Here is a 25,062-nt window from a genome sequence, read left to right on the forward strand (position 1 = left end):
TATGAATGAGTTAATGCGCGTGATTAAAACGGGAACGCTATTTTTATTTGGTGCGGGAATGGTTTTAGCGGCTGTTGCTGAAGAAACAGCCCCTCCAGTGGAAATGAAAGCTGTTTCTAATGTGGAACAGATCACTGAATCGGCTGCTATTTTATCCACTGCAAAAACGGTATTTACTGTGGGTGAACCCATTACCATTACTTATCAAGGTTTACCGGGCAATGCGCAAGATTGGATTAGTGTGGTACAAGTGGGTTCAGCCGATGATGTGTATTCAAGAAATTGGACATATACCCAAAGTGCCACTGAAGGTGAATACACTGTTAAAGAACCCTTAGTCCCCGGCGAATATGAAGCCCGCTTGTATTTTGACTACCCCAAAGGTGGGATGGTCGTACAAAAGCGTCATGTTTTCCGCGTTGCAGAAGCCGCACCCAGTGAACCCGTTGTAGACGCTCAAGCCGAAGCCCTCGCAACACAGCGGGCGCAACGTATGTTAGAGATACGGGCGCAATTTATTTGCAATACTATTGGGGAAATTTCCAAAGCAGAATGTCTTAATTTATTCAGTTTTTACAACGCCACGCAAGGCGACCAATGGCGACACAATGAGGGCTGGAATCGCACCAATCGCCCTTGTCAGTGGTATGGGGTACAATGCGAGGCGGGACATGTTGTTGCCTTAAATTTGCCAAATAACGGTTTAACAGGCACTTTGCCCGATTTAAGCGCGTTTACACAATTAAAGGTATTGTGGTTGTCGAATAATAAACTAAGCGGCGAATTACCCGCCGTAGAAAAATTGACAAACCTACAAAAATTGTACTTAAATGGCAACGAATTTTCAGGCACTGTGCCTGCTTTAAACGCATTACAACAACTGCGGGCTTTGCATCTTTATGAAAACAATTTTTCTGGGGCAATTCCTGAATTATCTGCTTTAAGCCAACTGGAGACTTTTTATGGTTATAATAACCAATTTAGTGGGTTAATGCCTTCGTTAATGAATTTAACGGCTTTGCAGGAATTGGATTTGTCAATTAATCAATTAACAGGGGAATTGCCTGATTTGAGTGTTGCGCCTAATTTGCAATATCTGGGGGTAGAATTTAATCAATTATCAGGTCATTTTCCTGATTTAACCCAATCATTGGGGTTAGAATTTTTATATTTGGGAAATAATCAATTTTGTGGCGAAATTCCTAAGACACTCCCTGCCACGCATCCTTTTCTTCTTCTTAATTTAAATGCCAATGGGTTTTATAGCGATGATCCAGCGGTGATTGATTTTCTTAATGAAATAGACCCCGAATGGACAGCCACACAAGTGGCTTGTGGAGAGGAGGAAAAGGTTGAGGAGATTGTGGAAGAAGAAGCTGATGTTGAACCCAATGATGACGAGGATTCAGCAGAAACACAGGAATAATTTTTTCTTTAAGGAAATGACGTAATAATGAGGATTTAAAAGCGGTCACTTCCTATTCTTCTCATTTTTTATTTTCTGCCTTAATCGATAATTAGAAAAACTAACGATGTCAGGCTTATTGTAAGGAGTTGTGAATGGAGTTAAGCACCGAGAGAGCTGAGGTGTTTAGCACCCATCTATTTGGACAATCACATCAAGAAAAAGGTCTTTTATTGATCCATGATGGATGGGGCGTGTTGGAATATAATATGGCTTGGGCAGAGCGATTTGCACAAGCCAATTATCGGGTTGTTTTAGTGGATTTATATGATGGGCAACATCCCAATGATGTGCGAACGGTTAATTTATTAACCCGTGAATTAACGGCACAGCAAGAAACGGTGCAAAAAAAATTAGCAACTCATCTAATGGCACTAAAAAAAGAAGTGCGTAAAGTGGCTGTATTGGGTTGGGCATTTGGTGGTGTGCAGGCACAACGATTGGCGTTAAATTATCCTACCCTAATAGATGCTTTAGCGGTGTTTTATTGTCGTTTATTAATCACCAAACAACGAGTACAAGAATTGCAAGCTCCTATGTTGGCCGTTTTTGCTGAAAATGAACCCACTTGGCCAGATAAACAAGCCGATTTAGAACAGATTATGTATGAAGCGGATAAAACTTTAGTGTGTCACAGTTATCCTGCGGATGCGGGTTTTATTAATTCCAGTAGCGAAGCCTATGATAATCAAGCCTGTGAACGCGCTTGGCAGGATACACGGGCGTTTTTAGATCGTTATTTGAACCGCTTATGATTCTCTTATTTTTTCTCTTTTAAATCTGTTAAGGAATCAATCTCATGTTTGAGAATTTAACCGAACGTTTGACTAAAACATTTCGTGATTTGCGCGGATTAGGCCGCTTAACGGAAGATAATATTAAAGACGCATTGCGGGAAGTGCGCATGGCGTTATTAGAAGCGGATGTGGCCTTGCCTGTGGTGAAAGTTTTTGTCGAGCAAGTGCGGCAACGCGCCATTGGTCAAGAAGTGATTGGTACATTGACTCCGGGACAGGCATTGATTCGGGTTTTGCGCGACGAATTGACGGCTTTAATGGGAGAGCAAAATGATGGGCTTAATTTGAATGCACGGCCGCCGGTGGTCGTGTTAATGGCGGGCTTGCAAGGTTCGGGAAAAACAACCACCGTCGGTAAATTAGCCCGCTTTTTAATTGAACGGCAAAAGAAAAGCGTTTTAGTGGTGAGTTGTGACGTGTATCGGCCAGCCGCCATTCAGCAATTAGAAACGTTGGCTAACGAAGTATCGGCCACCTTTTTTCCCAGCGAGGTGCAACAACGCCCTGTCGATATTGCCACTGCGGCCATCGATCATGCACGTAAACGCTTTATTGATGTGGTTTTAGTTGATACGGCGGGTCGTTTACATATTGACGAAGAAATGATGCAAGAAATCAAGCAGTTGCATCAGGCTATTGATCCAACAGAGACTTTGTTTGTCGTCGATAGTATGACGGGACAAGATGCCGCGAATACTGCAAAAGCCTTTAATGACGCTTTGCCTTTAACGGGCGTTGTACTGACAAAAACGGATGGGGATGCGCGGGGCGGTGCAGCTTTATCCGTACGTTATATTACGGGAAAACCCATTAAATTTCTTGGGGTTGGCGAGAAAACCACCGCGTTAGAACCCTTTTATCCCGACCGTTTGGCTTCGCGGATTATCGGGCAGGGCGATGTGTTGAGCTTGATCGAGGAAGTAGAACAAAAAATTGACCGCGAAAAAGCCGATAAATTAGTCCAAAAATTAAAAAAAGGGAAAGGCTTTGATTTAGAAGATTTCCGCGAGCAATTGGTGCAAATGCGCAGTATGGGGGGATTGACCAGTTTAATGGACAAATTACCCGGTATGAATGAGATTCCGCAAGCGGTGCGTTCTCAAGTTAATGATAAAGAAATGGTGCGCATGGAAGCTATTATTAATTCTATGACTCCTCATGAACGGCAATTTCCTGATGTCATTAACGGCTCGCGTAAACGACGAATTGCCACGGGATCGGGAACGAAAATTCAGGACATTAATCGTTTGTTAAAACAATTTTCGCAAATGCAGAAAATGATGAAGCAAATGAATAAGAAAAAAGGTGGCTTAATGGGAATGATGCAAGGCATGAAAGGCCGTTTGCCGCCGGGGATGAAATTTTAATGGCAATGCGATAATTTGTCACATCAGGGTGTTATAAACGCCTCTTTTTTACCTTATTTTTTCCACATTTTAGAGACATGATGACAACACCTAAACAACGTGGTTTTTTCATGCCCGCCGAGTGGCATCCGCACAGCCATTGCCGAATGGCATGGCCGACACGAATGGCGGTTTGGTATTCAGAAGCAGGATTAAAAGCGGCTTGTCGCGCTTATGCCACCGTGGCTAAGGCTATTGCGCGTTTTGAACCCGTCACGATGCTGGTCAACGCTGATCAACAGTTGGATGCCACCGCTTTATGTGGGCCGACGGTGAAAATTTTGCTCGCCCCCCACGACGATTCTTGGCATCGAGACAGTGGCCCTACTTTTGTGATTTCTAAACAAGGCGAATTGGCCGGAGTGAATTGGCAGTTTAATAATTATGGCAATAAACCACAATTATTAGAAGAAGAATATGCCCGTGATAAAGCCTTAGCTAAATATTTATTAGAGACTTTAAATATTCCCTGTTTTGATGCGCCTTTTGTGTTAGAAGGGGGGTCTTTTCATGTCGATGGTCAAGGCACGGCTTTAGTCACAGAACAATGTTTGTTAAATCCCAATCGCAATCCTCAATTAAGCCGCGCTGAAATAGAAGCAGGATTAATGGCTTATTTAGGGGTAGAGAAAGTGATTTGGTTGGGCGAAGGCTTATTGAATGATGACACGGATGGTCATGTGGATACGATTGCTTGTTTTGTGGCACCGGGGAAGGTATTGGCCGCGATCACCGATGATCCCAATGATGTGAATTATGCCCCCTTACAAGATAATTTAGCCCGCTTAAAAGCCGCTACCGATGCGCGAGGCCGCGCTTTTGAAATTCATACGGTGTCTATTCCTCCCGCCCATTATTTGGGAGAGATGAGAATGGCGTTATCTTACGTTAATTTTTATATCGCCAATGGGGGAATTGTGATGTGCAGTTTTAATGATCCCGATTATGATCAAGCGGCTAAAAATACGATTTCCGCGTTATTTCCCGACCGCGAAGTGGTGCAAATTCCTGCCTTAGATATTTACACGGGGGGCGGTGGCGTTCACTGCATTACTCAACAACAACCTTTACCCATCGCTGATGAGGATGATTAATATGCGTGTTGTCACTGTGGCGGCTACCCAAATGGCTTGCACTTGGGATCGAGAAGAGAATATTGCTAAAGCAGAAATGTTAATTCGTTCTGCGGCTCAACAAGGCGCAAATATTATTTTAATTCAAGAGTTATTTGAAACGCCTTATTTTTGTAAAGATGTGAAAGCGGATTATTTTGATTTAGCGACTTCATTTGAAGAAAATCCTGCGGTATTGCGTTTAGGAAAATTAGCGGCGGAATTAGGTGTGGTATTGCCTGTGAGTTTTTTTGAACGTTGTCATCAGGCTTTTTATAACTCAGTGGCGATGTTCGATGCCACGGGCGAATGTTTAGGCCTTTATCGTAAAACACATATCCCAGATGGTTTGGGTTATCAAGAAAAATATTATTTTTCGCCAGGCGATACGGGCTTTAAAGTGTGGCCAACCCGTTTTGGTACGGTGGGGGTGGGGATTTGTTGGGATCAATGGTTTCCCGAAACAGCGCGGGCAATGGCGTTAATGGGCGCGGAATTGTTATTGTATCCTACGGCCATTGGTTCTGAGCCGCACGATGCCACGATTGATTCTTGTGGGCATTGGCAACGCGCCATGCAGGGACATTCGGCTTCTAATTGCATTCCAGTTATTGCTTCCAATCGCATCGGCACGGAACAAGGGGAAACCTGTGAATTGACGTTTTATGGTTCTTCTTTTATCACCGATGGCAGCGGCGCATTAGTGCAAGTGGCTGATCGAATTAATGAAACGATTTTAATGCAACAATTCGATTTAGATTTGTTACAGAAAAATCGCGCCGCATGGGGATTATTTAGAGATCGCCGCCCTGAACATTATCAGGCTATTTTGACCTTAGATGGGAAAATATAGCCCTATCCTATTCACTTTTCTCTTGTCTCCTATTTTCCCCGTCTATTCGGCGGGGAAAAACGATCTAGCCCTTGCATTTTCTCATGAAAGCATCCCATGACGTTGAAGAATTATTACACGCTTTACATCAAACGGCTTTATTTGATAGTTTGTCGCCTGATGAATTAATGCCTTTTGTTCAAACGTCGTTTAAAAAAGATTATACGGCAAAACAAATGATTTTTTATGAAGGCGATAAAGCGAATTATTTTTTTATTATTTTGTCGGGCATGGTGCGTTTATATCGCTTGACAGAAGAGGGGAAAGAAAAAGTGATTGAGTTTATTCGACCTCACGATTCTTTTGCAGAAGCCGTGGTTTTCTTAAAAGGCACTTATCCCGTGTGTGCTGAAGCCGTTGAAAACAGTGAATTATTGGCCATTTCCGCAGATACTATTTTACAAGAATTAACCCAATCTCCCACATTAGCGTTAAAATTATTGGCTAATTTAAGTCGTCGTTTGCATGTTTTTATTAAAGATATACACACCTTGAGTTTAGAAAATGCCCAGCAGCGCGTGGCAGGTTTCTTACTGGCGATGGCCGATGAAAAAACGTGTCATTTGCCTTTTAGTAAAGCCATGATTGCTTCGCGTTTGGGTTTATCGCCTGAATCTTTTTCACGGGTTTTAACGCGCTTGAAAAATGAACAGATTGTGCTGGAAAAAGCCCAGAGTTTAGAAATTATTGATTTGGAACGGCTGCGCTGTTTACAAAAAAAGGCTTTAAAAATTCCCCTTGATTCCCATTGACAAGCGGCCGGTGCAGTGCAAACTTAGACCACTCGCAGCGTGTCAGTGCGCTGTTGTATCGATTGACTTTACTGTTTTGACTTTTTTTGACTCTCAAGGAGGGGACATGTCTAAAATTATTAATCGCATCAGTTCTAATATTACTCAACCAAAATCACAAGGCGCGTCTCAAGCCATGTTGTACGCTACGGGATTGACCGAAACCGATATGAGTAAAGCCCAAGTCGGTATTTCTAGCGTGTGGTATGATGGCAATAGTTGTAATATGCACTTGATGGATTTGGCCAATCACGTTAAGGAAGGTGTGCTTGCCGCAGGAATGGTCGGAATGCGTTTTAACACCATCGGCGTAAGCGACGGCATGTCAATGGGAACATCAGGCATGAGTTATTCTCTGCAATCTCGTGATTTAATTGCAGATTCTATTGAAACGGTGATGTCGGCACAATGGTATGATGCCAATATTTCTTTACCCGGTTGCGATAAGAATATGCCCGGTTGTTTGATCGCCATGGGACGCTTAAACCGCCCTTCATTGATGATCTACGGGGGAACAATTAAGCCCGGTTATGATAAATCGAAAAAGCCTTTAGATATTGTGTCGGCTTTTCAGTCTTACGGTCAATATTTGACGGGTACGATCTCGGAAGAAGAGCGTCAAGATATTGTTCGTCATGCCTGTCCGGGTGCGGGCGCGTGTGGTGGCATGTACACGGCTAATACGATGGCTTCGATTATCGAAGCTATGGGCATGAGTTTGCCTTACAGTTCATCGATTCCCGCCACCGATCCAGAAAAAATTGCAGAATGTCATCGCGCTGGTGCCGCCATTCGTTACTTGTTAGAACATGATATTAAGCCCCGCGATATTATGACGCGCCAAGCCTTTGAAAATGCAATGGTGGTGTTAATGGCAACGGGCGGATCAACCAACGCAGTATTGCATTTGATTGCGATGGCGCGATCCGTCGGAATTCAATTGACGCTGGACGATTTTCAACAGGTCAGTGATCGCGTGCCATTTTTAGCCGATTTAAAACCCAGTGGCCGCTATGTGATGGAAGATTTGCATCGCGTGGGAGGTACGCCCGCAGTCATTCGTTACTTGTTAGAAAACGATTTGATGCACGGAGATTGTTTAACCGTGACCGGCAAAACCTTGGCTGAAAATGTGGCCGATTTGCCCGGATTCGCCCCCGGACAAGAAGTGTTTATGCCCTTATCTAAACCCATTAAATCCAGCGGACATATTCAGATTTTAAAGGGCAATCTCGCGCCCGGCGGTTCTGTGGCTAAAATTACCGGTAAAGAAGGTTTACGTTTTTCAGGCCCCGCTAAAGTTTATGATTGTGAAGAAGATATGTTACACGCCTTAGAACGACAAGACATTAAAAAAGGTGATGTAGTCGTTATCCGTTACGAAGGGCCAAAAGGCGGCCCCGGTATGCCAGAAATGTTGACTCCTACCTCAGCGATTATGGGCGCGGGTTTGGGTAATGATGTGGCGTTATTAACGGATGGTCGTTTTTCTGGGGGATCGCATGGTTTTATCGTGGGTCACATTGTGCCAGAAGCCCAAGAAGGGGGACCTATTGCGTTGATTCGTAACGGAGATGTGATCACAATTGATGTGGAAACGCACAGTTTAAGCGTGGCCTTGAGTGATGAAGAATTCGCAGCCCGCCGCGCCGCATGGCAAATGCCCCCTTATAAAGCCACACAAGGAACATTGTACCGTTATATTAAAACGGTAAAAGATGCCTCTGTCGGCTGTGTCACTGATGAATAAGTCTCTTTTTTAAATTCAAATAGTGGGGGAGGAAATATCAACTTCCTCCCCACTCCTTAACGCTTCTAAATAGAATCAGGTTGTTGTCATGACAGATGCGCCAATAACGATCATCGGTACGGGATTAGCGGGTTACACTTTAGCGCGTGAATGGCGTAAATTGAATGCCGACGCGCCGTTGCGTTTATTCACGACAGATGCGGGACATTTTTATTCCAAGCCCGTGTTATCCAATGCCTTTGCCCAGAATAAAATCCCCGAACAATTAGTGATTTCCGATGTGGCCGTCATGGCAAAACAATTGAACGCAGAAATTATTCCCCACACCGAAATCACGCGCATTGATCCAGAATCGCACCATTGTTATGCGGGGGAAGTGGCTTATGCCTACTCTCAACTGGTTTTTGCCTGCGGTGCGACGCAACGTGTTATTCCCATTGCAGGCGATGCGTCGGCCGTCATGCGCGTAAATGACTTAGACAGTTATCAGGCGTTTCGAGCGCGTTTAACGTCTTGTTCCGCGAAACGGGTGACGATTTTGGGCGCGGGTTTAATCGGTTGTGAATTTGCCAATGATTTGGCTTTAGCGGGTTATGCGGTGAGTGTGTTGGATGTGGCTCCGTATCCTCTGAGTCGGTTAATGCCCGTCGAAGCCGGTCAATTGATGCAACGCGCTTTGCAAACGCTCCCGATGACATGGCACTTGCAAACCCACGCACAACAGATTACTGCATTAGAACACGGCGCGTATTGTGTCACATTGGCCAATGGGGAAGTATTAGACACGGATGTGATTTTGTCTGCTGTCGGTTTGCAAGCCAATACCCAAGTGGCTGCTGCGGCGGGTTTAACTGTGAATCAAGGCATTATGACAGATGCTTATTTGCGTACGTCAGCGGCTGATATTTATGCGTTAGGTGATTGTGCGGCGGTGCAAGGGGTGGTTTTGCCTTATGTCATGCCGTTGATGCAAGGGGCTAGAGCGTTGGCGAAAACCTTACACGGTCAAGCCACCGCAGTACATTATCCCGCTATGCCTATCGCGGTAAAAACGCCTGCGTGTCCTACCGTAATCGCGCCTGTTCCCCCGTCACAAGCCCAATCAGGTACGTGGCAGATCACACACGATGCGCCTGAATCTACGACGCTCAAGGCCTTATTTCATCATCAAGATGGGTCTTTGTTGGGTTTTGTTCTCATGGGCAAAGCGGTGACGGAAAAACAAGCCTTAGTCGCTCAATTGTCTAGCGGATTGTCATAAGTTTATGATTTCATTGTGGTCACGGTTTTTTAGTACCTTACTGGTGTTATTCGGTGTGTCTACGCTGGTGTTTTTTCTGATTCACTTGGTGCCGGGAGACCCGGTACAAGCGATGTTAGGCGAGAATGCCGCGGCCGCGGATCAACAAGCCTTATTTATTGCGTTGGGTTTGGATCAGCCGTTGTGGACGCAATGGTGGCGTTTTTTTTCTAATACTTTGCAAGGTGATCTCGGCACTTCTTTATATTCAAAAGAACCCGTGACGCAGTTAATTTTAGCGCGTTTGCCAACTACTGCGCTGTTAGCGGTGGCGGGTTTAACGGTGGCGATTGTATTGGCTGTGCCGTTGGGCAGTTTAGCCGCATTACATCAAAATCGCGCATGGGACGATGTGGCCATGACGTTTGCAATGTTAGGCGTGTCGATTCCTAATTTTCTCATGGGGCCGTTGTTAATTTTAATTTTTGCGTTATGGTTGGCGTGGTTGCCGGTGAGTGGTTATGAGTCGTTGTGGTCGTTGGTTTTACCGGCTTTAACGTTGGGGACGGCATTAGCGGCGATTCTGTCGCGGATGATTCGGGCAACATTGTTAGAAGTGTTACATGAGGATTATATTCGCACCGCTTATGCCAAAGGATTAAATGCCAGACAGGTGATTTTGCGCCATGCTTTGCCGAATGCGGCCTTGCCTGTGATTACAATTTTAGGTTTGCAATTGGGGACGTTATTGGCTGGCGCGGTGATTACGGAAATGGTTTTTTCTTGGCCGGGATTGGGACAGTTGACCATTGAGGCCATTCAACGACGGGACTATCCTGTTGTACAAGGGTGTGTGTTGTTGATCAGTGCCGTTTATGTGGTGGTTAATAGTATGACAGATATGCTGTACCATTGGTTAGACCCTAGGGTGCGTTATCATGACTAATGGGCGTGGTGTTCAGTGGCGGGTGGTGTTGCCTAGTTTTATATTATTGCTCTGGGCTTTTGCGGCGATTAGCGCGCCGTGGTGGCCGCTACAGGCCACACAAATCGAGTTATCTGCGATTTTACAACCTCCGTCATGGCAGGCTTGGTTAGGGTATGATGATTTAGGTCGTCCTTTGTTGGATCGTTTGCTGATCGGTTCTCGTACTTCGTTGTTTGTTGCGCTTACCGTGATGAGTATTTCGGCCGTGATCGGTACGGCTATTGGTTTAATCAGTGCGTGGTTTGGGGGTTGGGTGGATGGGGTGGTGGTGCGTTGTATTGATATATTTTTGGCTTTTCCCGGTTTGCTGTTAGCGATTGCTTTGGCGGGGTTGCTTGGGCCGGGGATTGAAAATGTGGTGATTGCGTTATCGGTTGTGGGTTGGGTGGGTTTTGCGCGTTTGGCGCGGGCGCAAACCTTATCGTTAAAACAGCGGGATCATGTGTTGGCAGCACGGGCTTTGGGGGCGAGTTCATGGCGTATTTTACGCTGGCATATTTTGCCGTTATTGGTCAGTCCGTTGTTGGTCGAAGTGACTTTTGGTATTGCGGGTGTGGTGATTGCTGAGGCGGGTTTATCTTTTCTGGGTTTGGGGGTGCAGCCGCCTGCTGCGTCGTGGGGCAGTATGATCCGGGATGGGACGGGTTATTTATTGGTTGCGCCGCATACGGTTTTAGTTCCCGGTGTGAGTTTATTATTGGTGGTATTATCAGTGAATATGTTAGGGGATCGATTACGGGATTATTTGGACGTGCGGCAATGATAAATTATGGTTAAATTTCGATTCATTTCATTTCAATTCGCTCTCACCTTTGGGAACTCCTCATTATGCACAGAAGTGTCAATTGGCAACCGATTGAACAACATCTTAGTCGAGTGATCGGCTATTCTTTTCAACTTCAAGCCTGTTATCCAGTGGCGGGTGGTTGTATTAATAGTGCTTATCGTATTGAAAGCAATGGTCATATTTTTTTTATTAAATTAAATGAAGGGCGTTTTTTTGAGATGTTTGCCGCGGAGGCGGCGGGTTTAGCCGAATTGGCACAGCCCGGTGTGATTAAAGTGCCTATGCCGTTGTGTTGGGGAACGACTCCACAACATGCGTATTTGATTATGGATGCGTTGACCTTGCGCAGTGATAATGTGCAATCTAGCGTGCAATTAGGCCATCAATTGGCGGTTTTGCATCAAGTCACGCAAACCCAATTCGGTTGGTATCGAGATAATTATATTGGCTCTACGTTACAGATTAATACCTTAGAAAAGGATTGGATCACTTTTTGGCAAAAGCATCGTTTAGGTTATCAATTACGGTTAGCGGCAACAAATGGTTATCAAGGTTCAATTTTGCAGGGAAATGGAGAGGAATTGTTAGCGAATTTGGCGCAATTTTTTACAACTTATTCTCCGGTGCCATCGTTATTACATGGGGATTTGTGGTCGGGTAACAGTGCCACCGATACGCAGGGTTTACCGGTGATTTTTGATCCTGCGGTTTATTATGGAGACCGAGAAACTGATTTGGCCATGACGGAATTATTTAGTGGTTATTCGCCTGATTTTTATGCGGCTTATCAAGCGCGTTATCCTTTGGATGCGGGTTATTCGGTGCGTAAGCATTTATATAATCTGTATCATGTCTTAAATCATTTGAATATTTTTGGCGGAGCGTATTTGGCACAAGCGGAGCGAATGTTGTCTTTATTACTGAGTGAATTGCGTGGTTAAATTTTCTTTTATTTTTTAAAATTTTTTCTACTGATTTTATAAATAACCCATTAAGGAGCAGTGATTTTATGTCCACAACAGCGACTCAATACGAGACGGATTATAAGGCTAAATTTGGTCCGAGAGCTTATTTAAATGAGTATTTTCAGGAAGTGGATCAAACCAATCATAATGTGATGCAATTTATTGTTGAAACCACAGAAATGTATCCCGCAAAATTAGCGAATGCAACATTGTTAAATTTTGGCTGTGGCCCTGCGATTGATACCATGATCAGTTTTGCGCCGCAGTGTGCAGAAATTCACATGAGCGATTATTTAGCGGGTAATTTGGCTGAGGTGCAGCAGTGGGTTCGTCACGCGCCAGATGCGTTTCATTGGGAGATTTTTTTACGGCGAGCCTTGTCTTTGGAGAGTCATGGCACGATTCCTGACGCTGAAGTGACTCAAGCTGATCTGGAGGCGCGGGAGGCGTTAATTCGGCAGAAAATGACGCAGTTTTTAGTGGGCGATGCCGCACAAATGCACCCATTGGGAGATGCGGCTACGGCGAGTTATGATGTGGTGAGTTTATTTTTCTGTTTGGAGGCGGCGGCAACGACCATTGAGCAGTGGCGAGAAATGGTTAAAAATGTGTTTAGTTTATTAAAACCCAATGGGTTATTGGTTTGGGTGATGACGGCAAAGCAATCTAAAGCCTATTATGTGGGTGATGAATTGTTTAATATTGTTCCGCTTAAACAAAGTGATATTGAAGCCGCTTTGGAAGGGATTATTGCAGCGGATAGTTTAAAAATTCAATACTTTGATGTGGTGGAACATGAACACGTCGAAGGGGCTTATATGGTGACGGCTTTAAAAGCGGGTTAATTTTACTCTTTATAGGATGCTCAATTATGTTACATTTGGTTGTTTTAGGTGGTGGAATGTTGGGTGCCACGTTATTACATGCGGGGAGAAAACTCTATACGCAGCATCGTGAGAAAAAATCCGCCATGAAAACGGTCGATGCACCGCTTCCCTTCTCGAAAACAACCATTGAAACAGCACCGATCAGTCCTGAGAAAAAAGAAGCGGATCATTATTTTAAGATTTCGGCATTAGGGACGGGATTGGCGTTTATTGGTGAGTTTATTTACGCGCCTTTATTGATTCCTGCGGTTTCTATTGTGATGTACAGTTGTGTTCCTGTTTTTCGCAATGCTTATGAGTCGATTAAAAATAAGAAATTAAAAGCCAGTGTGGTTGATTCTATTGCGATTATTGGCACATTGTCTACTCGTTATTATTTTGCCAGTGCGTTAGCGGGATTTGTTTATTTTTCGGCGCAAAAATTATTGCTGGAAACGGAAGATCAATCTAAAAAGCAATTGTCTAATATTTTTGGAGAACAACCGCGTTTTGTCTGGTTAGTTAAAAATGGGGTAGAAATTGAAACGCCTTTTGTGGAATTAAAAGTGGGTGATGTGATTGCGATTCATGCGGGTGAACTGATTCCGATTGATGGGGTGATTATTCGAGGAAATGCTTCAGTTGATCAGCATGTTATGACGGGAGAAGCCCAGCCTGTAGAGAAAAAAGTTGGAGATTCGGTGTTGGCAGGGACTTTAGCGGTGGCTGGAGAAGTCTTTATTCAAGTGGAAAAATGTGGGGAAGAAACGGTTGCTGCTAAGATTGGTGAAATTTTGCAAAATACTGCTGATTTTCGCTTTTCTGTTGAGGCAAAAAGTGTGCAATTATCCGATAAAATGGTTATGCCAACGTTAGCCATTAGTGGCGTGGGATTATTGGCTTTAGGGCCGATTAGCAGTGTGGCTTTGGTTTCTTGTAATTTTTCTGAGGTGATTCGCGTGGTCGCGCCTATTGGCGTATTGAATTTTATTAAATTAGCCACTGAACAAGGCATGTTAATTAAAGACGGGCGTTCTTTAGAATTATTAAATGATGTGGATACGGTTGTTTTTGATAAAACAGGGACGCTCACTATTGAGCAACCCCATGTTGAAACTTTACATGTGTGGGGAATGTTCAGCGAATCAGAATTGCTATTATTCGCCGCCGCCGCAGAGTATAAACAAACCCATCCTATCGCTAAAGCGATTTTAAAAGCCGCACAAGAACGGGAGTTAATTTTACCCCGAATTGAAAACGCTAAATATGAAGTGGGTTATGGTATTAAAGTCGAGTTAGAAGATAAAACCATTCATGTGGGCAGTTATCGCTTTATGACGATGGAAATGATTGATTGTCCGATTGAAGCTGAAAATCTGCAAAGTTACAGTCATGAAAATGGTTTTTCGGTGATTTATGTGGCGGTCAATCAAGTGTTAATCGGCGCGATAGAATTGCATGCTACCGTACGTCCCGAAGCCAAAGCTGTGATTGAACAATTACAACAACGCGGTTTGGAATTGTACATTATTTCAGGTGATCACGAAAAACCCACACGATACTTGGCGCATTCGCTTGGCATTACGCATTATTTTGCAGAAACATTACCCGAAAATAAAGCCGCATTAATCGAACAATTACAAGCCAAAGGTAAATCCATTTGTTTTATTGGAGATGGCATTAATGACGCGATTGCTTTGAAAAAAGCCAATGTGTCCATTTCGTTGCAGGGGGCTTCAACCGCAGCGACGGATACGGCGGGAATTATTTTAATGGATAAAAATTTGACGCAATTGCCTTATTTATTTGAATTGGCGCATGGTTTAAATAAGAACGTTAAAAATAGTTTTGCCTCTGCGCTGGTTCCGGGGGCAATTGGTGTGGGGGGAGTGTTTTTATTACACTTTGGTATTTATAGCAGTTTAGTGCTGTATATAGCCAGTCTGGCCGCTGGAACAACCAATGCCATGTTGCCTTTGGTAACGTATCGGCAGAAAAAAGAGAAGTAAAAGCAGAAAGCAGTCACACCCTGACAAGGGATTTGTCAGGGTGTGACTTTTCGGTGGGAATGGGACAAGTTTGCTAGTTATATGCAATACATTTTTCGCACACAGAACCCACGACATTTTGATCTAAATTTGCCTGACGTAACACTTGAAATGGCTGGGATTGCCATGCGTCAAGAAATGAAACGCGATGCAAATCGCCCATGTTAAAACGGCCATCATGATCAAAACAGCATGCCGCTAAATGCCCATCGTAAGTAATATGACCTTCCGTAAATAAAGCCCAACACGGTAACGGTGGACGTAATGCGCCAACGCGGCCTTGATTCCCTGCGGTGGGGCGTGTGCCTTTTGCCCCTGAAGTCAAACCCGCTTGACCGTACAACGGCAACCAGTAATGTTCGTCCACATAAGGCAAAATCTGTGCGACAGTTTCTTGCATTCTTTCTTGCTGTTCACCGTCGTATTGAATGGACGATGCGTACACCCCACAGGAATAACCGCCGTTTTCTCTCACTTGATAGGCCGCTTTGAGATTATCAATGACTGTATAGAATTCACGGGCTTTTACGCCAGTTACTTCTTGAAATTGCTCTGGAGTGGCGTTGTTGATGGAAAATTTTAGCGAGTCTAAACCTGCCTTCATACAAGCTTCTACCCGATCAGGCGTGGCCATACGTCCGTTTGTGGTAAGAAAAACATAAGGATAGCCGATGTCCTTAGCGTATTGGATGGCTTCTGGCAGCCGTTCGTAGAGAAAAGATTCGCCTAAGTAAAACATACCCAATTCTTCCACCCCTGCCTCGCGCATTTCTTTAGCGATTCTGGTATAAAAATCCCAGTCAATGTCTTTCTTTTCGCGCAATCTAAAACTACTGGCACAGAAAAAACACTGAAAATCACAGCGCGCTGTGAGTTCAATCTTGACTGATTTAGGGACAGGTGGCACCACTTTGCGGTAGTCTTCAGGAATGAAGGTGATGCGATCAATTCTGCTGGTAATCATGACAATAAACTCTCAAATAAATAACAGATACCCTATAGAGTATACCAAAAAGATATGATTCATAGAATCCTTAATTTGTCAGAATCAGAATTTACAGACACAAAAATTTTCAAAATTTATTCTTGTAAGTCGTTTATTTTAAACAGATTTTTTATTCTTTAATTCTGAAAATCTTAAAATTCTGTAAATTCTGATTCTGACAGAAAAATTTTATGAATGACTTAATTTTGGTATAGCATCATTTTTCATCATCACCATGACATTAAGGAGGTATTGACATTCATTAAAACCGATAAACAGCAGCACTCGCCAAAATTTACCGGGTTTATGACGACAATAAAAACGACTCCCCCATCTCTCCTCCCAAGCCTCCTGATTATCTTTATCAATGCCTCCCCTAATTTTTGTTATTTGTTTCTATCAGAATCTCATAATATGCTGTTTTGCCAAAATTTCCCTATCGCAAGCCGCTAGTCCCCATCACGTTGACCACCACCAGATGAGAAAACGGCATCTTTTTTTTACAAATAAAACAGCCACTTAAAAAACGCTGCTTTCAGTGAGGCATTGATAATATGGCAACTATTTCAGCACATCCCTTGTGTGATGAGCATCATCCCGATTGGCAGGCGGGCGATGAAAGTATCCCGCTGCCCAGCTCGCCCCTTCCTCAGTTTGAAAATCACGATCAACAACGGATTGAATTCACGACTTGTTACATGTGTGCGTGTCGTTGCGGGATTAAGGTGACGCTTGAACAGGATAAAGTGAGATTTATTCAAGGAAATCCTGATCATCCGGTGAATAAAGGCGTGTTGTGCGCGAAAGGCAACGCGGGCATTATGAAACAAAATTCGCCCGCAAAATTGCAAACACCTCTGTTACGCAAACGACACGCCGAACGCGGAGAAGCTGAATTTGAAGCGATTTCTTGGGATGCCGCTTTGGATATTCTCACCACGCGCTTGCAAAAAATTCGTGACACCGATCCCAATAAACTCGCTTATTTCACCGGCCGCGATCAAATGCAAGCCTTAACCGGCTTTTGGGCTTCGCAATTCGGCACGCTCAATTGGGCAGCACATGGTGGCTTTTGCTCGGTCAATATGGCTGCGGGCGGATTATATACAATGGGTCATGCCTTTTGGGAATTTGGCGATCCCGATTGGGACAATACAAAATATTTCATGATGTGGGGCGTGGCCGAAGATCATGCGTCCAATCCCATTAAAATTGGTTTGGAAAAATTAAAACGACGCGGCGCGAAATTCGTCGGAGTCAATCCCGTGCGCACCGGTTATCAAGCGATTGCCGATGAATGGATAGCCATTCGTCCCGGTACGGATACGCTGCTGGCTTTGTCGATGATTCATGTTTTATTGAAAAATCAACAGTTTGATTGGGAATTTTTATTGCGTTATACAAATGCGGCCTATTGCGTAGTGAATACACCTAATCAAGTCGGTGATGGTTTAATTTTGCGCAATGAAGCGGGCGATCCGTTGGTATTCGATCAAACCCAGCAAACCTTTGTTAGTGGTAAACAAGTGGGCTTACAACCCGCCTTATTTGGCGAATTTACCGCACCCGACGGCCGCCCCGTGCGCACCGTAATGACGATTCTGGCCGAGAAATATTTAGATGAACAATACGCGCCAGAAAATGCCGCAAAAGGCTGTGGTGTGGCAGCGAGTACGATTGAACGCCTCGCTTTAGAAATGGCACACGTGGCATTTAAAGAAAGTATCGAATTAGAGATTGAATGGACAGATTGGGCAGGACGTAAACACGATAAATTTATCGGCCGTCCCGTTTCCATGCACGCCATGCGCGGAATTTCAGCGCATTCTAATGGGTTTCAAGCCTGTCGTGCGATTCACTTTTTACAAATTCTGTTGGGTTCTATCGACTGTCCCGGCGGTCATTTGGCAAAACCGCCTTATCCTAAGCATATTCCGCCCGCGATTAAGCCGGCCAAATCCAGTAAACCGAATACACCATTATCTGCGCCGCCGCTGGGTTTTCCCACGTCGCCTGAAGATTTAGTCATTGATGCGCAAGGCAATCCGTTGCGGATTGATAAAGCGTATTCATGGGATGCGCCGATGTCCAGCCATGGACTGATGCACATGGTGATTACCAATGCGGTCAATGGCGATCCGTATCCGATTGACACTTTAATGATGTTTATGGCGAATATGGCATGGAATTCGTCTATGAATACGGCAAATGTCATGGACATGTTACGCGCCAAACACGACAACGGAGAGTATAAAATTCCGTTTATTGTCGTTTCAGATGCGTTTCATTCGGAAATGGTGAATTATGCGGATTTGGTCTTGCCTGATACCACGTATTTAGAGCGATTTGATACGATTTCGATGTTAGATCGCCCGATTTCTGAGCCACATTCTGCGTGTGATTCGATTCGTCAGAAAATTATTGAGCCGAATCGTGAAGTCCGCTCTTGGCAAGAAGTGATGTTGGAAGTGGGGAAACGTTTAAAATTCCCCGCGCTGACTAAAGAAGACGGCACGCCTAAGTATCAGGATTATAAAGATTTTATTATTAATTATCAAAAATCGCCGGGGATTGGTTTTTTAGCGGGCTGGCGCGGTGCGAATGGCGATCAAGCCTTGTGGGGCGATCCGAATCCCAAACAATGGGAAAAATACGTCGAAAACAAGTGTTTTTTTGAATATCACTTGCCGCCTGCGATGCGTTATTACCGTTTTGCCAATCGAGATTATTTGGAATTGGCGAAAAAAGCGGCGTGGGTGGGTTCAACAGAACCAATTGTGATTGAATTGTATTCGGAGATTTTGCAAAAATTCCGTTTAGCGGGTTTAGGCTTATACGATGGCCCCATGCCGACTCGTCCCGAACACAAAGAACGTTTGGTGCGTTATTTCGATCCGCTGCCTTTCTTCTACATTCCCATTGAACAGCAACGGCAAAGTGCGGAAGAGTTCCCATTTTTTGCGATTAATCAACGCCCTATGTTTATGTATCACTCTTGGGATTCACAAAATGCGTGGCTGCGGCAAATTATGGCGCAGAACTTTTTGTATTTGAATCGGCAGCAAGGGGAAAAATTGGGAATTGCTGATTTATCATGGGTTTGGGTAGAATCGCGCACGGGTAAAATTCGCGTTCAAGTGAAATTAATGGAAGGCGTGCAAATGGATACGGTGTGGACGTGGAACGCGATTGGTAAACAAGCGGGCGCGTGGGGATTATCCAATGATGCCAATGAAGCACAAAATGGCTTTTTAATGAATCATTTAATTTCTGAATTACTGCCCACGCCCGCGGGAGAATTAGAAATTACCAATTCCGATCCAATCACGGGACAAGCCGCTTGGTATGATTTACGGGTAAAAATTTATCCTGCTTCTCCCGAAGAATCAGGTAGTTATCCGCAGTTTTCTCCGTTAAAACCATTACCAAATATGGCGACTGCGCCTGCTGTTGGCCGTTATCAAGCGCATCCTGCGGTGCATTTAAATCGTTCGTTGGGTGATATTTTGTCACGTGGCGAAAAATGATTGGTTATGACGCGATGTCAATGGACATCGTGTTGTCCTTATTTTTTGGATAGGCGTTTATCATTATGAAACTCGGTTTAGTCATTGATTTAGATGTTTGCGTGGGCTGCCATGGGTGTGCGGTGGCGTGCAAACAATGGAATACATCAGGCATGATTGGCCCCTTAACTGATTACAACCCGTATGGGCGTGATCCCAGTGGCGTGTGGTTTAATCGCATTCGACATTATGAAGTGGGCGATTTTCCCCATAATAAAACGATTAATTTCCCCATGTCGTGTATGCACTGTGAGGATGCGGATTGTGTGACAGTTTGTCCCACAGGCGCATCGTACAAGCGCAAAGAAGACGGCATTGTGTTGGTGGATCAAGATAAGTGTATGGGCTGTAATTATTGTTCATGGGCGTGTCCTTATGGCGCACGCGAGTTGGATCGGGTCGATGGCACAATGAAAAAATGTACCTTGTGTATTGATCGCATTTACGATGCGCGTTTACCCGAATCAGAGCGTAAACCTGCGTGTGTGATGACATGTCCTGCTCATGCGCGTTATTTCGGAGATTTCGACAATCCGAATTCGGAAGTGAGTCGTTTAGTGCGTGAGCGCGGCGGCCAAGGGTTAATGCCTGATTTGGGTTATCAACCCACTAATAAATATTTGCCGCCGCGTCCCACTCGGCCGATTGCGACGGATGATGTCAGAAAACCCAGTTTAGCCGCGAAGGTGAAAGATTGGGTGAATAAGATGATTACGACTTAGGAGTAAACGATTGTGCATCCTGCTTTTTCTGTGATTGTATTTACGGTGTCTGCTGGTGCGGGCTACGGTTTAATGATGTTTTTGGTGTTAGCGCATTTGTCGGGTTTCGCGGGTGCGCTGGACATTAATCGTATTTTATTATTGGGTGGTTTGGCGTTGGTGCTAATTACCATTGGTTTGATTTCTTCTACATTTCATTTGGCGAACCCTAAAAATGCGTGGCGGGCGTTTAGTCGTTTTCGCACGTCGTGGCTGTCGCGTGAAGGGGTGTTTGCAGTGTTGACGTATCCATCGATTTTGGCGTATTTGTTTTGTGTTTGGTATCACGATGGCGCGTTGACGGGTTTGGTGATAGCGACTGGTGTGGCGGCTGCCGTATTCAGTTTGATCACCGTTTTTACCACGGGCATGATTTACGCTTGTTTAAAAACGATTCGGCAATGGAATACTGCTTTAACACCAGCGAATTACATTTTATTGGGTTTAATGTTAGGTACGCTGATTTTTACGGCGATTCAAGGCGAAACGGTGTTGATGGGAGTGGCTTTGGGTGTGATTGGGATTGCGGCGTTAATGAAGGCGATTTACTTTTTTTGGATCGGCAAACCCACAGGGCCAAGTATCAACACGGCGACGGGTTTTACTCGCGGTAAAGTGCGTTTGTTGGATGTCGGCCATACAGCAGGGACATTTTTAACGGATGAATTCGGTTATCGGGTGCAATCGGCGCGTTTGGTGCAGTTGCGTTATCTGGTGTTTTTATTGGGTTTTATCGTGCCTGCGGCCTTGTTAGGATTTATTTTATGGGGACAAGGTTCTGTGTTGTTGGCTTACGTGGCGATGCTGGTATCTTTCAGCGGCGTTGTAGTAGAACGCTGGCTGTTCTTCGCCGAAGCCCGACATGTGGTTAATCTGTATTATGGGATGCAGCGGACTTAGTTAAGGATGGTTTTTTGATTTTTTTTTGGGGACACGTCTCTTTGGGGGGCGTGTCTCTAAATTTTTGGTGAGAAATGTAGTGAAAATACAGATAGGCATCTACTACATTATTTGACCACTACACAGTCTCCAAAAATGAGGTTGCCGTCGAGTATCATGCCGCTTTTACAAAAATTGATAATTGTGCAATCAAATTTATCTGAAGTGTTCACCAAGAGATTCTCATGTTCCACGAAATTTTCTACCCACATCTCGAAAAAATTCTATATTTGCCGAAAATAAAAGAATTGCAAGAATAAATTTTGAAAATTAAAAAACTCTGTCAATTCTAATTCAAACAAAAAATTTTATGAATAACTTAACGTTACTACATGCTAAGAAATGGCGAAAGGAGATTAACTTTAAAATAATAATATGGATTGATGTTTATCAGTCAAAATGATAGCATACCCGTGTAGCTTTATTGGTAATATGTAAAAAGAGGAATGAGCATTGTGATTCAGGAATTGTATGTGCATCATTTTAAATGTTTGCAGAATTTTCGCTTGGTATTAAAAGAAAAGTCGTTTTCTCTGTTACTGGGTAAAAATGGCGTAGGTAAAACAACAGTTGCCAGTGCTTTGGAAATTTTCCAAAAAATTGGCAGAGGAGTTAATCGCATAAGTCAGCTTATTTATCCAAGTGATTTTACCCATCATAATACTACTCTTCCAATGCGTTTCACATTAGAGATTTTATTAGGAGAAAAATATTATAAATATAATATTGCTTTTGAGCTTCCCGATGGATTTTCAGAGGCACGCATTTTAGAAGAAGAATTATGGTTAAATGAGAACGTTCTTTATCTTCGCAAAAATGCTGAAGTTACTCTTTATCGTGGCAATAAAGAAGCCAATTTTTTAGTCGATTGGCATTTGGTGGCTTTGCCGATTATTCAAAGTGAATTTTCACAGCAATTTCAATCATGGCTCGCTTCTATTTTAATTTTGTCACCGATTCCACCTTTAATGACAGGCAATGTAAGTAAGTCCACATTGTATCCAAATCGCCACGTGGATAATTTTGGTGAATGGCTGACAGGATTATTAATACATTATCCTGCTTCTTACACCTTAATTGATCGCTACATTAAACAAGTTATTCCTGATTTTTATGATTTACAAAATGAGCAAATCGGTAAAAATGCCAGAAATATTAATATCCAGTTTGGTCATGATAAAAGCGATTTTTCTATCGATTTTGATCAGTTATCTGATGGTGAAAAATGCTTTTTTCTCTGTGCAGCCGTCCTAGCCATGAATAAAAATATGGAATCTTTATTTTGTTTTTGGGATGAGCCAGATAATTATTTATCTATTTCAGAAATTCAACATTTCATTATAGAATTGCAGCGCAATTTTAAAGCAAAAGGACAGTTATTAATTGCTTCTCATCATACACAAACGATTGAAACTTTTCCACAAGAACATATTATTTTATTAGATAGAAAAAGTCATTTAGAACCGACATTATGGAAATGGCTTAATGAGGTTTCTGATAAACCAAAAGATTTAATTTCAGCGTTAATTCTGAATGAACTTGAATTATGAGTGTCAATAACTATCAACCTCATATTATTGTTGTTGCTGAAGATGATGCAAATCGAGACATTGCTTATGGTTTTATTGGCTCTTCTTCTATTCCTTCTTTTAATCATAGAAAAATTGCTGTTTTATCATTGAGTGATGTAGGAAAGCAAGGTTGGAAAAAGATTATTGATTGGTTTTTTGAGAAAAAATTAGAAGAAATGAGAAAGTTTCAAAAACGGATTATCATATTTTTAATTGACTTTGATAAAAAAACACAAGGAACTGAAAACCGTCTTACTTATTTTAAAAAACAAATACCAAAAGATTTACAGGAAAGAATGTTTTTACTTGGTTCTTTAAAAGAAGCTGAGGATTTAAAAAGAGAACTGGGTACAGATATTGGAGAAAATTTAGCAAAAGATTGCAAAGAAAAAACCAAAATTTATTGGGAACATTATTTATTAAAACATAATTTATCCGAACTAGAACGAATGCAACCTTTTGTTTACCCTATTCTTTTTGAATAATTTCCTAGAAATTTAAATTAATTATCCACTCCTCTCATCATGGAATCCCACCGTGTCACAACGTGAATTTCACTATACCCGTGAAGATTTTGAATTGCTTAGAAAATTGGTGAATGAACACACGGGAATTAGCCTTTCTGACCATAAGCAAGAAATGCTTTACAGTCGGTTATCGCGTCGTTTACGGGCGTTGAAACTGGACAGTTTCGCCAGTTATTATCGTTTATTACAAGGCGATTGTGGCGATGAATTAATGCAATTCATTAATGCCATGACCACCAATTTAACCGCGTTTTTCCGCGAGCCGCACCATTTTGACTATTTAAAAAATGAATTATTGCCGCGTTTAAAAACACAACACGCCATTACCCGCAAATTGCGCATTTGGTCAGCGGGCTGTGCGTCGGGAGAAGAGCCGTATTCGATTGCAATGGTGATCAAAGAAGTGATTCCGCCAGATTGGGATGTGAAAATTTTGGCGACGGATTTAGATTCTGCGGTGCTGGAAAAAGCCAAAATGGGCATTTATCTCGAAGAAAAAATAAACAATGTTCCTAAAACTTATTTAAGCCAATTTTTTAAACGCGGTACCGGCGCACAAAAAGGCAAAGTCCATATTGATCCAGAATTACAAAAAATGGTCACATTTAGACCCCTTAATTTAATCCATACGTGGCCAATGCGCGGACAATTCGACATTATTTTTTGTCGTAATGTTATTATTTATTTCGATAAAGATACCCAGACTCATTTATTTGAACGTTTCGCTAACATTCTCGTTCCCAATGGCTATTTATTCGTGGGACATTCGGAGAATTTATTTAAGCTCACAACCCGCTTTCGTTTGCTTAAACAAACCATCTATATTAAATCAGAATAAATCTAGTTTTAATATACTGAACGATACACGTCATAAAGCGACAATACCCGATTCACATAATGTCGCGTTTCTCGATAAGGTGGGATGGCATAACCGTGGCGAATCACTGCATTTTCCCCTGCATTATACCCCGCTAAAGCCAGACGTTTATCGTTTTGAAACAGCACCAATAAATCCCGTAAATAACGCGCTCCACCTTCAATATTATCTTTGGGATCGGTGCGATCTTTAACGCCATAACGCTGTGCAGTGCCTGCCATTAATTGCATTAAACCGGTCGCGCCTTTAGGTGAAACCGCATAAGGATTATAAGCCGATTCGGTGTGAATCACCGCGTGCAATAACGCCGCATCTAATTGAAAACGATTCGCCGCCTCTTGAATTAAATCCCGATATTCCGCATGACGACGGTGCAAACCTAAGCCCCGTGTCCGCGCCGTTTCTCCATCAAATAAACTGCCTTCATAAACCAAACGAAACCGATTATCATGAGGCGAATCAGAAAAGTGAATCACCCCACTATTATCCACAAATTTATAAATCCGAACCGCACTTAAATTTGACTGGCGAGAAGCGGTTAATGGCCGACTCGATTTAGTGGGAGGAATATCCGTAAAATGCACTTGTCCTTGCGCATCCACATAACGGTAAATTTCCGCGGCCATTAGAGGCAGTCCAGATAAAAATAACAGTGCGATCAATAAAATTGATATTAGATTTAATTTTAAATAATCATTACCTGTACTTTGCCAACACGAAATCATGGAA

The 25,062-nt window shown here is 43.1% G+C and carries 21 protein-coding genes; 19 read left to right on the top strand and 2 right to left on the bottom strand.

Annotation, left to right across the window (positions count from 1 at the left end; genetic code table 11):
* The first annotated feature begins 1 nt into the window (after position 1).
* The 13 genes from TPSD3_RS13030 to TPSD3_RS13090 all read left to right on the top strand — a co-directional run bounded on the left by TPSD3_RS13030 (position 2) and on the right by TPSD3_RS13090 (position 15,068).
* A complete protein-coding gene (locus TPSD3_RS13030) occupies positions 2 to 1,426 on the top strand; it encodes a leucine-rich repeat domain-containing protein (RefSeq protein WP_086488954.1) in 1,425 nt (474 codons plus the stop codon).
* Between the two features lie 134 nt (positions 1,427 to 1,560).
* Positions 1,561 to 2,220: a dienelactone hydrolase family protein gene (locus tag TPSD3_RS13035; protein ID WP_086488955.1), complete on the top strand. Its 660-nt coding sequence runs from the start codon at positions 1,561 to 1,563 to the stop codon at positions 2,218 to 2,220.
* A 44-nt stretch (positions 2,221 to 2,264) separates the two neighbouring features.
* The gene (ffh, locus tag TPSD3_RS13040; protein ID WP_086488956.1) at positions 2,265 to 3,629 is read left to right on the top strand and encodes a signal recognition particle protein; all 1,365 of its coding nucleotides are present in this window, start codon (positions 2,265 to 2,267) and stop codon (positions 3,627 to 3,629) included.
* Between the two features lie 77 nt (positions 3,630 to 3,706).
* Complete coding sequence (locus tag TPSD3_RS13045) at positions 3,707 to 4,762, top strand: agmatine deiminase family protein (protein WP_245391605.1); 1,056 nt, start codon at positions 3,707 to 3,709, stop codon at positions 4,760 to 4,762.
* 1 nt (position 4,763) lies between these two features.
* Complete coding sequence (aguB, locus tag TPSD3_RS13050) at positions 4,764 to 5,633, top strand: N-carbamoylputrescine amidase (protein ID WP_086488958.1); 870 nt, start codon at positions 4,764 to 4,766, stop codon at positions 5,631 to 5,633.
* Positions 5,634 to 5,716: 83 nt separating this feature from the next.
* Positions 5,717 to 6,424 (top strand): Crp/Fnr family transcriptional regulator, encoded by a 708-nt coding sequence (locus TPSD3_RS13055; RefSeq protein ID WP_086488959.1) that lies wholly within the window; start codon positions 5,717 to 5,719, stop codon positions 6,422 to 6,424.
* A gap of 106 nt (positions 6,425 to 6,530) precedes the next feature.
* Positions 6,531 to 8,213 (top strand): dihydroxy-acid dehydratase, encoded by a 1,683-nt coding sequence (gene ilvD, locus TPSD3_RS13060; protein WP_086488960.1) that lies wholly within the window; start codon positions 6,531 to 6,533, stop codon positions 8,211 to 8,213.
* Between the two features lie 88 nt (positions 8,214 to 8,301).
* A complete protein-coding gene (locus TPSD3_RS13065) occupies positions 8,302 to 9,474 on the top strand; it encodes an FAD-dependent oxidoreductase (RefSeq protein ID WP_086488961.1) in 1,173 nt (390 codons plus the stop codon).
* A gap of 4 nt (positions 9,475 to 9,478) precedes the next feature.
* A complete protein-coding gene (gene nikB, locus TPSD3_RS13070) occupies positions 9,479 to 10,399 on the top strand; it encodes a nickel ABC transporter permease (RefSeq protein ID WP_086488962.1) in 921 nt (306 codons plus the stop codon).
* A complete protein-coding gene (locus tag TPSD3_RS13075) occupies positions 10,392 to 11,204 on the top strand; it encodes an ABC transporter permease (RefSeq protein WP_086488963.1) in 813 nt (270 codons plus the stop codon). Before nikB ends, TPSD3_RS13075 begins: the two co-directional genes overlap by 8 nt.
* Positions 11,205 to 11,269: 65 nt before the next feature.
* Complete coding sequence (locus TPSD3_RS13080; RefSeq protein WP_176329873.1) at positions 11,270 to 12,169, top strand: fructosamine kinase family protein; 900 nt, start codon at positions 11,270 to 11,272, stop codon at positions 12,167 to 12,169.
* 68 nt (positions 12,170 to 12,237) lie between these two features.
* Complete coding sequence (gene gntF, locus TPSD3_RS13085) at positions 12,238 to 13,038, top strand: guanitoxin biosynthesis pre-guanitoxin forming N-methyltransferase GntF (RefSeq protein WP_086488965.1); 801 nt, start codon at positions 12,238 to 12,240, stop codon at positions 13,036 to 13,038.
* Positions 13,039 to 13,064: 26 nt separating this feature from the next.
* Positions 13,065 to 15,068: a heavy metal translocating P-type ATPase gene (locus tag TPSD3_RS13090; protein ID WP_086488966.1), complete on the top strand. Its 2,004-nt coding sequence runs from the start codon at positions 13,065 to 13,067 to the stop codon at positions 15,066 to 15,068.
* Positions 15,069 to 15,141: 73 nt separating this feature from the next.
* On the opposite strand, the gene TPSD3_RS13095 is transcribed toward TPSD3_RS13090, so the two are convergent.
* Positions 15,142 to 16,071 (bottom strand): radical SAM/SPASM domain-containing protein, encoded by a 930-nt coding sequence (locus TPSD3_RS13095; protein WP_086488967.1) that lies wholly within the window; start codon positions 16,069 to 16,071, stop codon positions 15,142 to 15,144.
* A 575-nt stretch (positions 16,072 to 16,646) separates the two neighbouring features.
* Between TPSD3_RS13095 and TPSD3_RS13100 the strand changes: the two genes are divergently transcribed.
* From TPSD3_RS13100 to TPSD3_RS13125, 6 genes are all read left to right on the top strand, one after another.
* Positions 16,647 to 19,619: a molybdopterin oxidoreductase family protein gene (locus TPSD3_RS13100; RefSeq protein ID WP_086488968.1), complete on the top strand. Its 2,973-nt coding sequence runs from the start codon at positions 16,647 to 16,649 to the stop codon at positions 19,617 to 19,619.
* Positions 19,620 to 19,684: 65 nt separating this feature from the next.
* Positions 19,685 to 20,380 (top strand): 4Fe-4S dicluster domain-containing protein, encoded by a 696-nt coding sequence (locus TPSD3_RS13105; RefSeq protein ID WP_086488969.1) that lies wholly within the window; start codon positions 19,685 to 19,687, stop codon positions 20,378 to 20,380.
* Between the two features lie 12 nt (positions 20,381 to 20,392).
* The gene (locus tag TPSD3_RS13110; RefSeq protein ID WP_086488970.1) at positions 20,393 to 21,319 is read left to right on the top strand and encodes a dimethyl sulfoxide reductase anchor subunit family protein; all 927 of its coding nucleotides are present in this window, start codon (positions 20,393 to 20,395) and stop codon (positions 21,317 to 21,319) included.
* Positions 21,320 to 21,804: 485 nt separating this feature from the next.
* Positions 21,805 to 22,908 carry an AAA family ATPase gene (locus TPSD3_RS13115; protein ID WP_280938425.1) on the top strand — a complete coding sequence of 368 codons (1,104 nt, stop codon included), beginning with the start codon at positions 21,805 to 21,807 and terminating at the stop codon, positions 22,906 to 22,908.
* A complete protein-coding gene (locus tag TPSD3_RS13120) occupies positions 22,905 to 23,414 on the top strand; it encodes a hypothetical protein (RefSeq protein WP_086488972.1) in 510 nt (169 codons plus the stop codon). Before TPSD3_RS13115 ends, TPSD3_RS13120 begins: the two co-directional genes overlap by 4 nt.
* Positions 23,415 to 23,466: 52 nt before the next feature.
* Entirely contained in the window at positions 23,467 to 24,294 is an 828-nt protein-coding gene (locus tag TPSD3_RS13125) for a CheR family methyltransferase (protein ID WP_086488973.1), read from the top strand.
* 8 nt (positions 24,295 to 24,302) lie between these two features.
* On the opposite strand, the gene TPSD3_RS13130 is transcribed toward TPSD3_RS13125, so the two are convergent.
* The gene (locus tag TPSD3_RS13130; RefSeq protein WP_086488974.1) at positions 24,303 to 25,058 is read right to left on the bottom strand and encodes a transglycosylase SLT domain-containing protein; all 756 of its coding nucleotides are present in this window, start codon (positions 25,056 to 25,058) and stop codon (positions 24,303 to 24,305) included.
* Between the last annotated feature and the right edge of the window lie 4 nt (positions 25,059 to 25,062).

It is taken from the genome of Thioflexithrix psekupsensis, from assembly GCF_002149925.1.
In the GTDB taxonomy this organism is placed as follows: Bacteria; Pseudomonadota; Gammaproteobacteria; order Beggiatoales; family Beggiatoaceae; genus Thioflexithrix; species Thioflexithrix psekupsensis.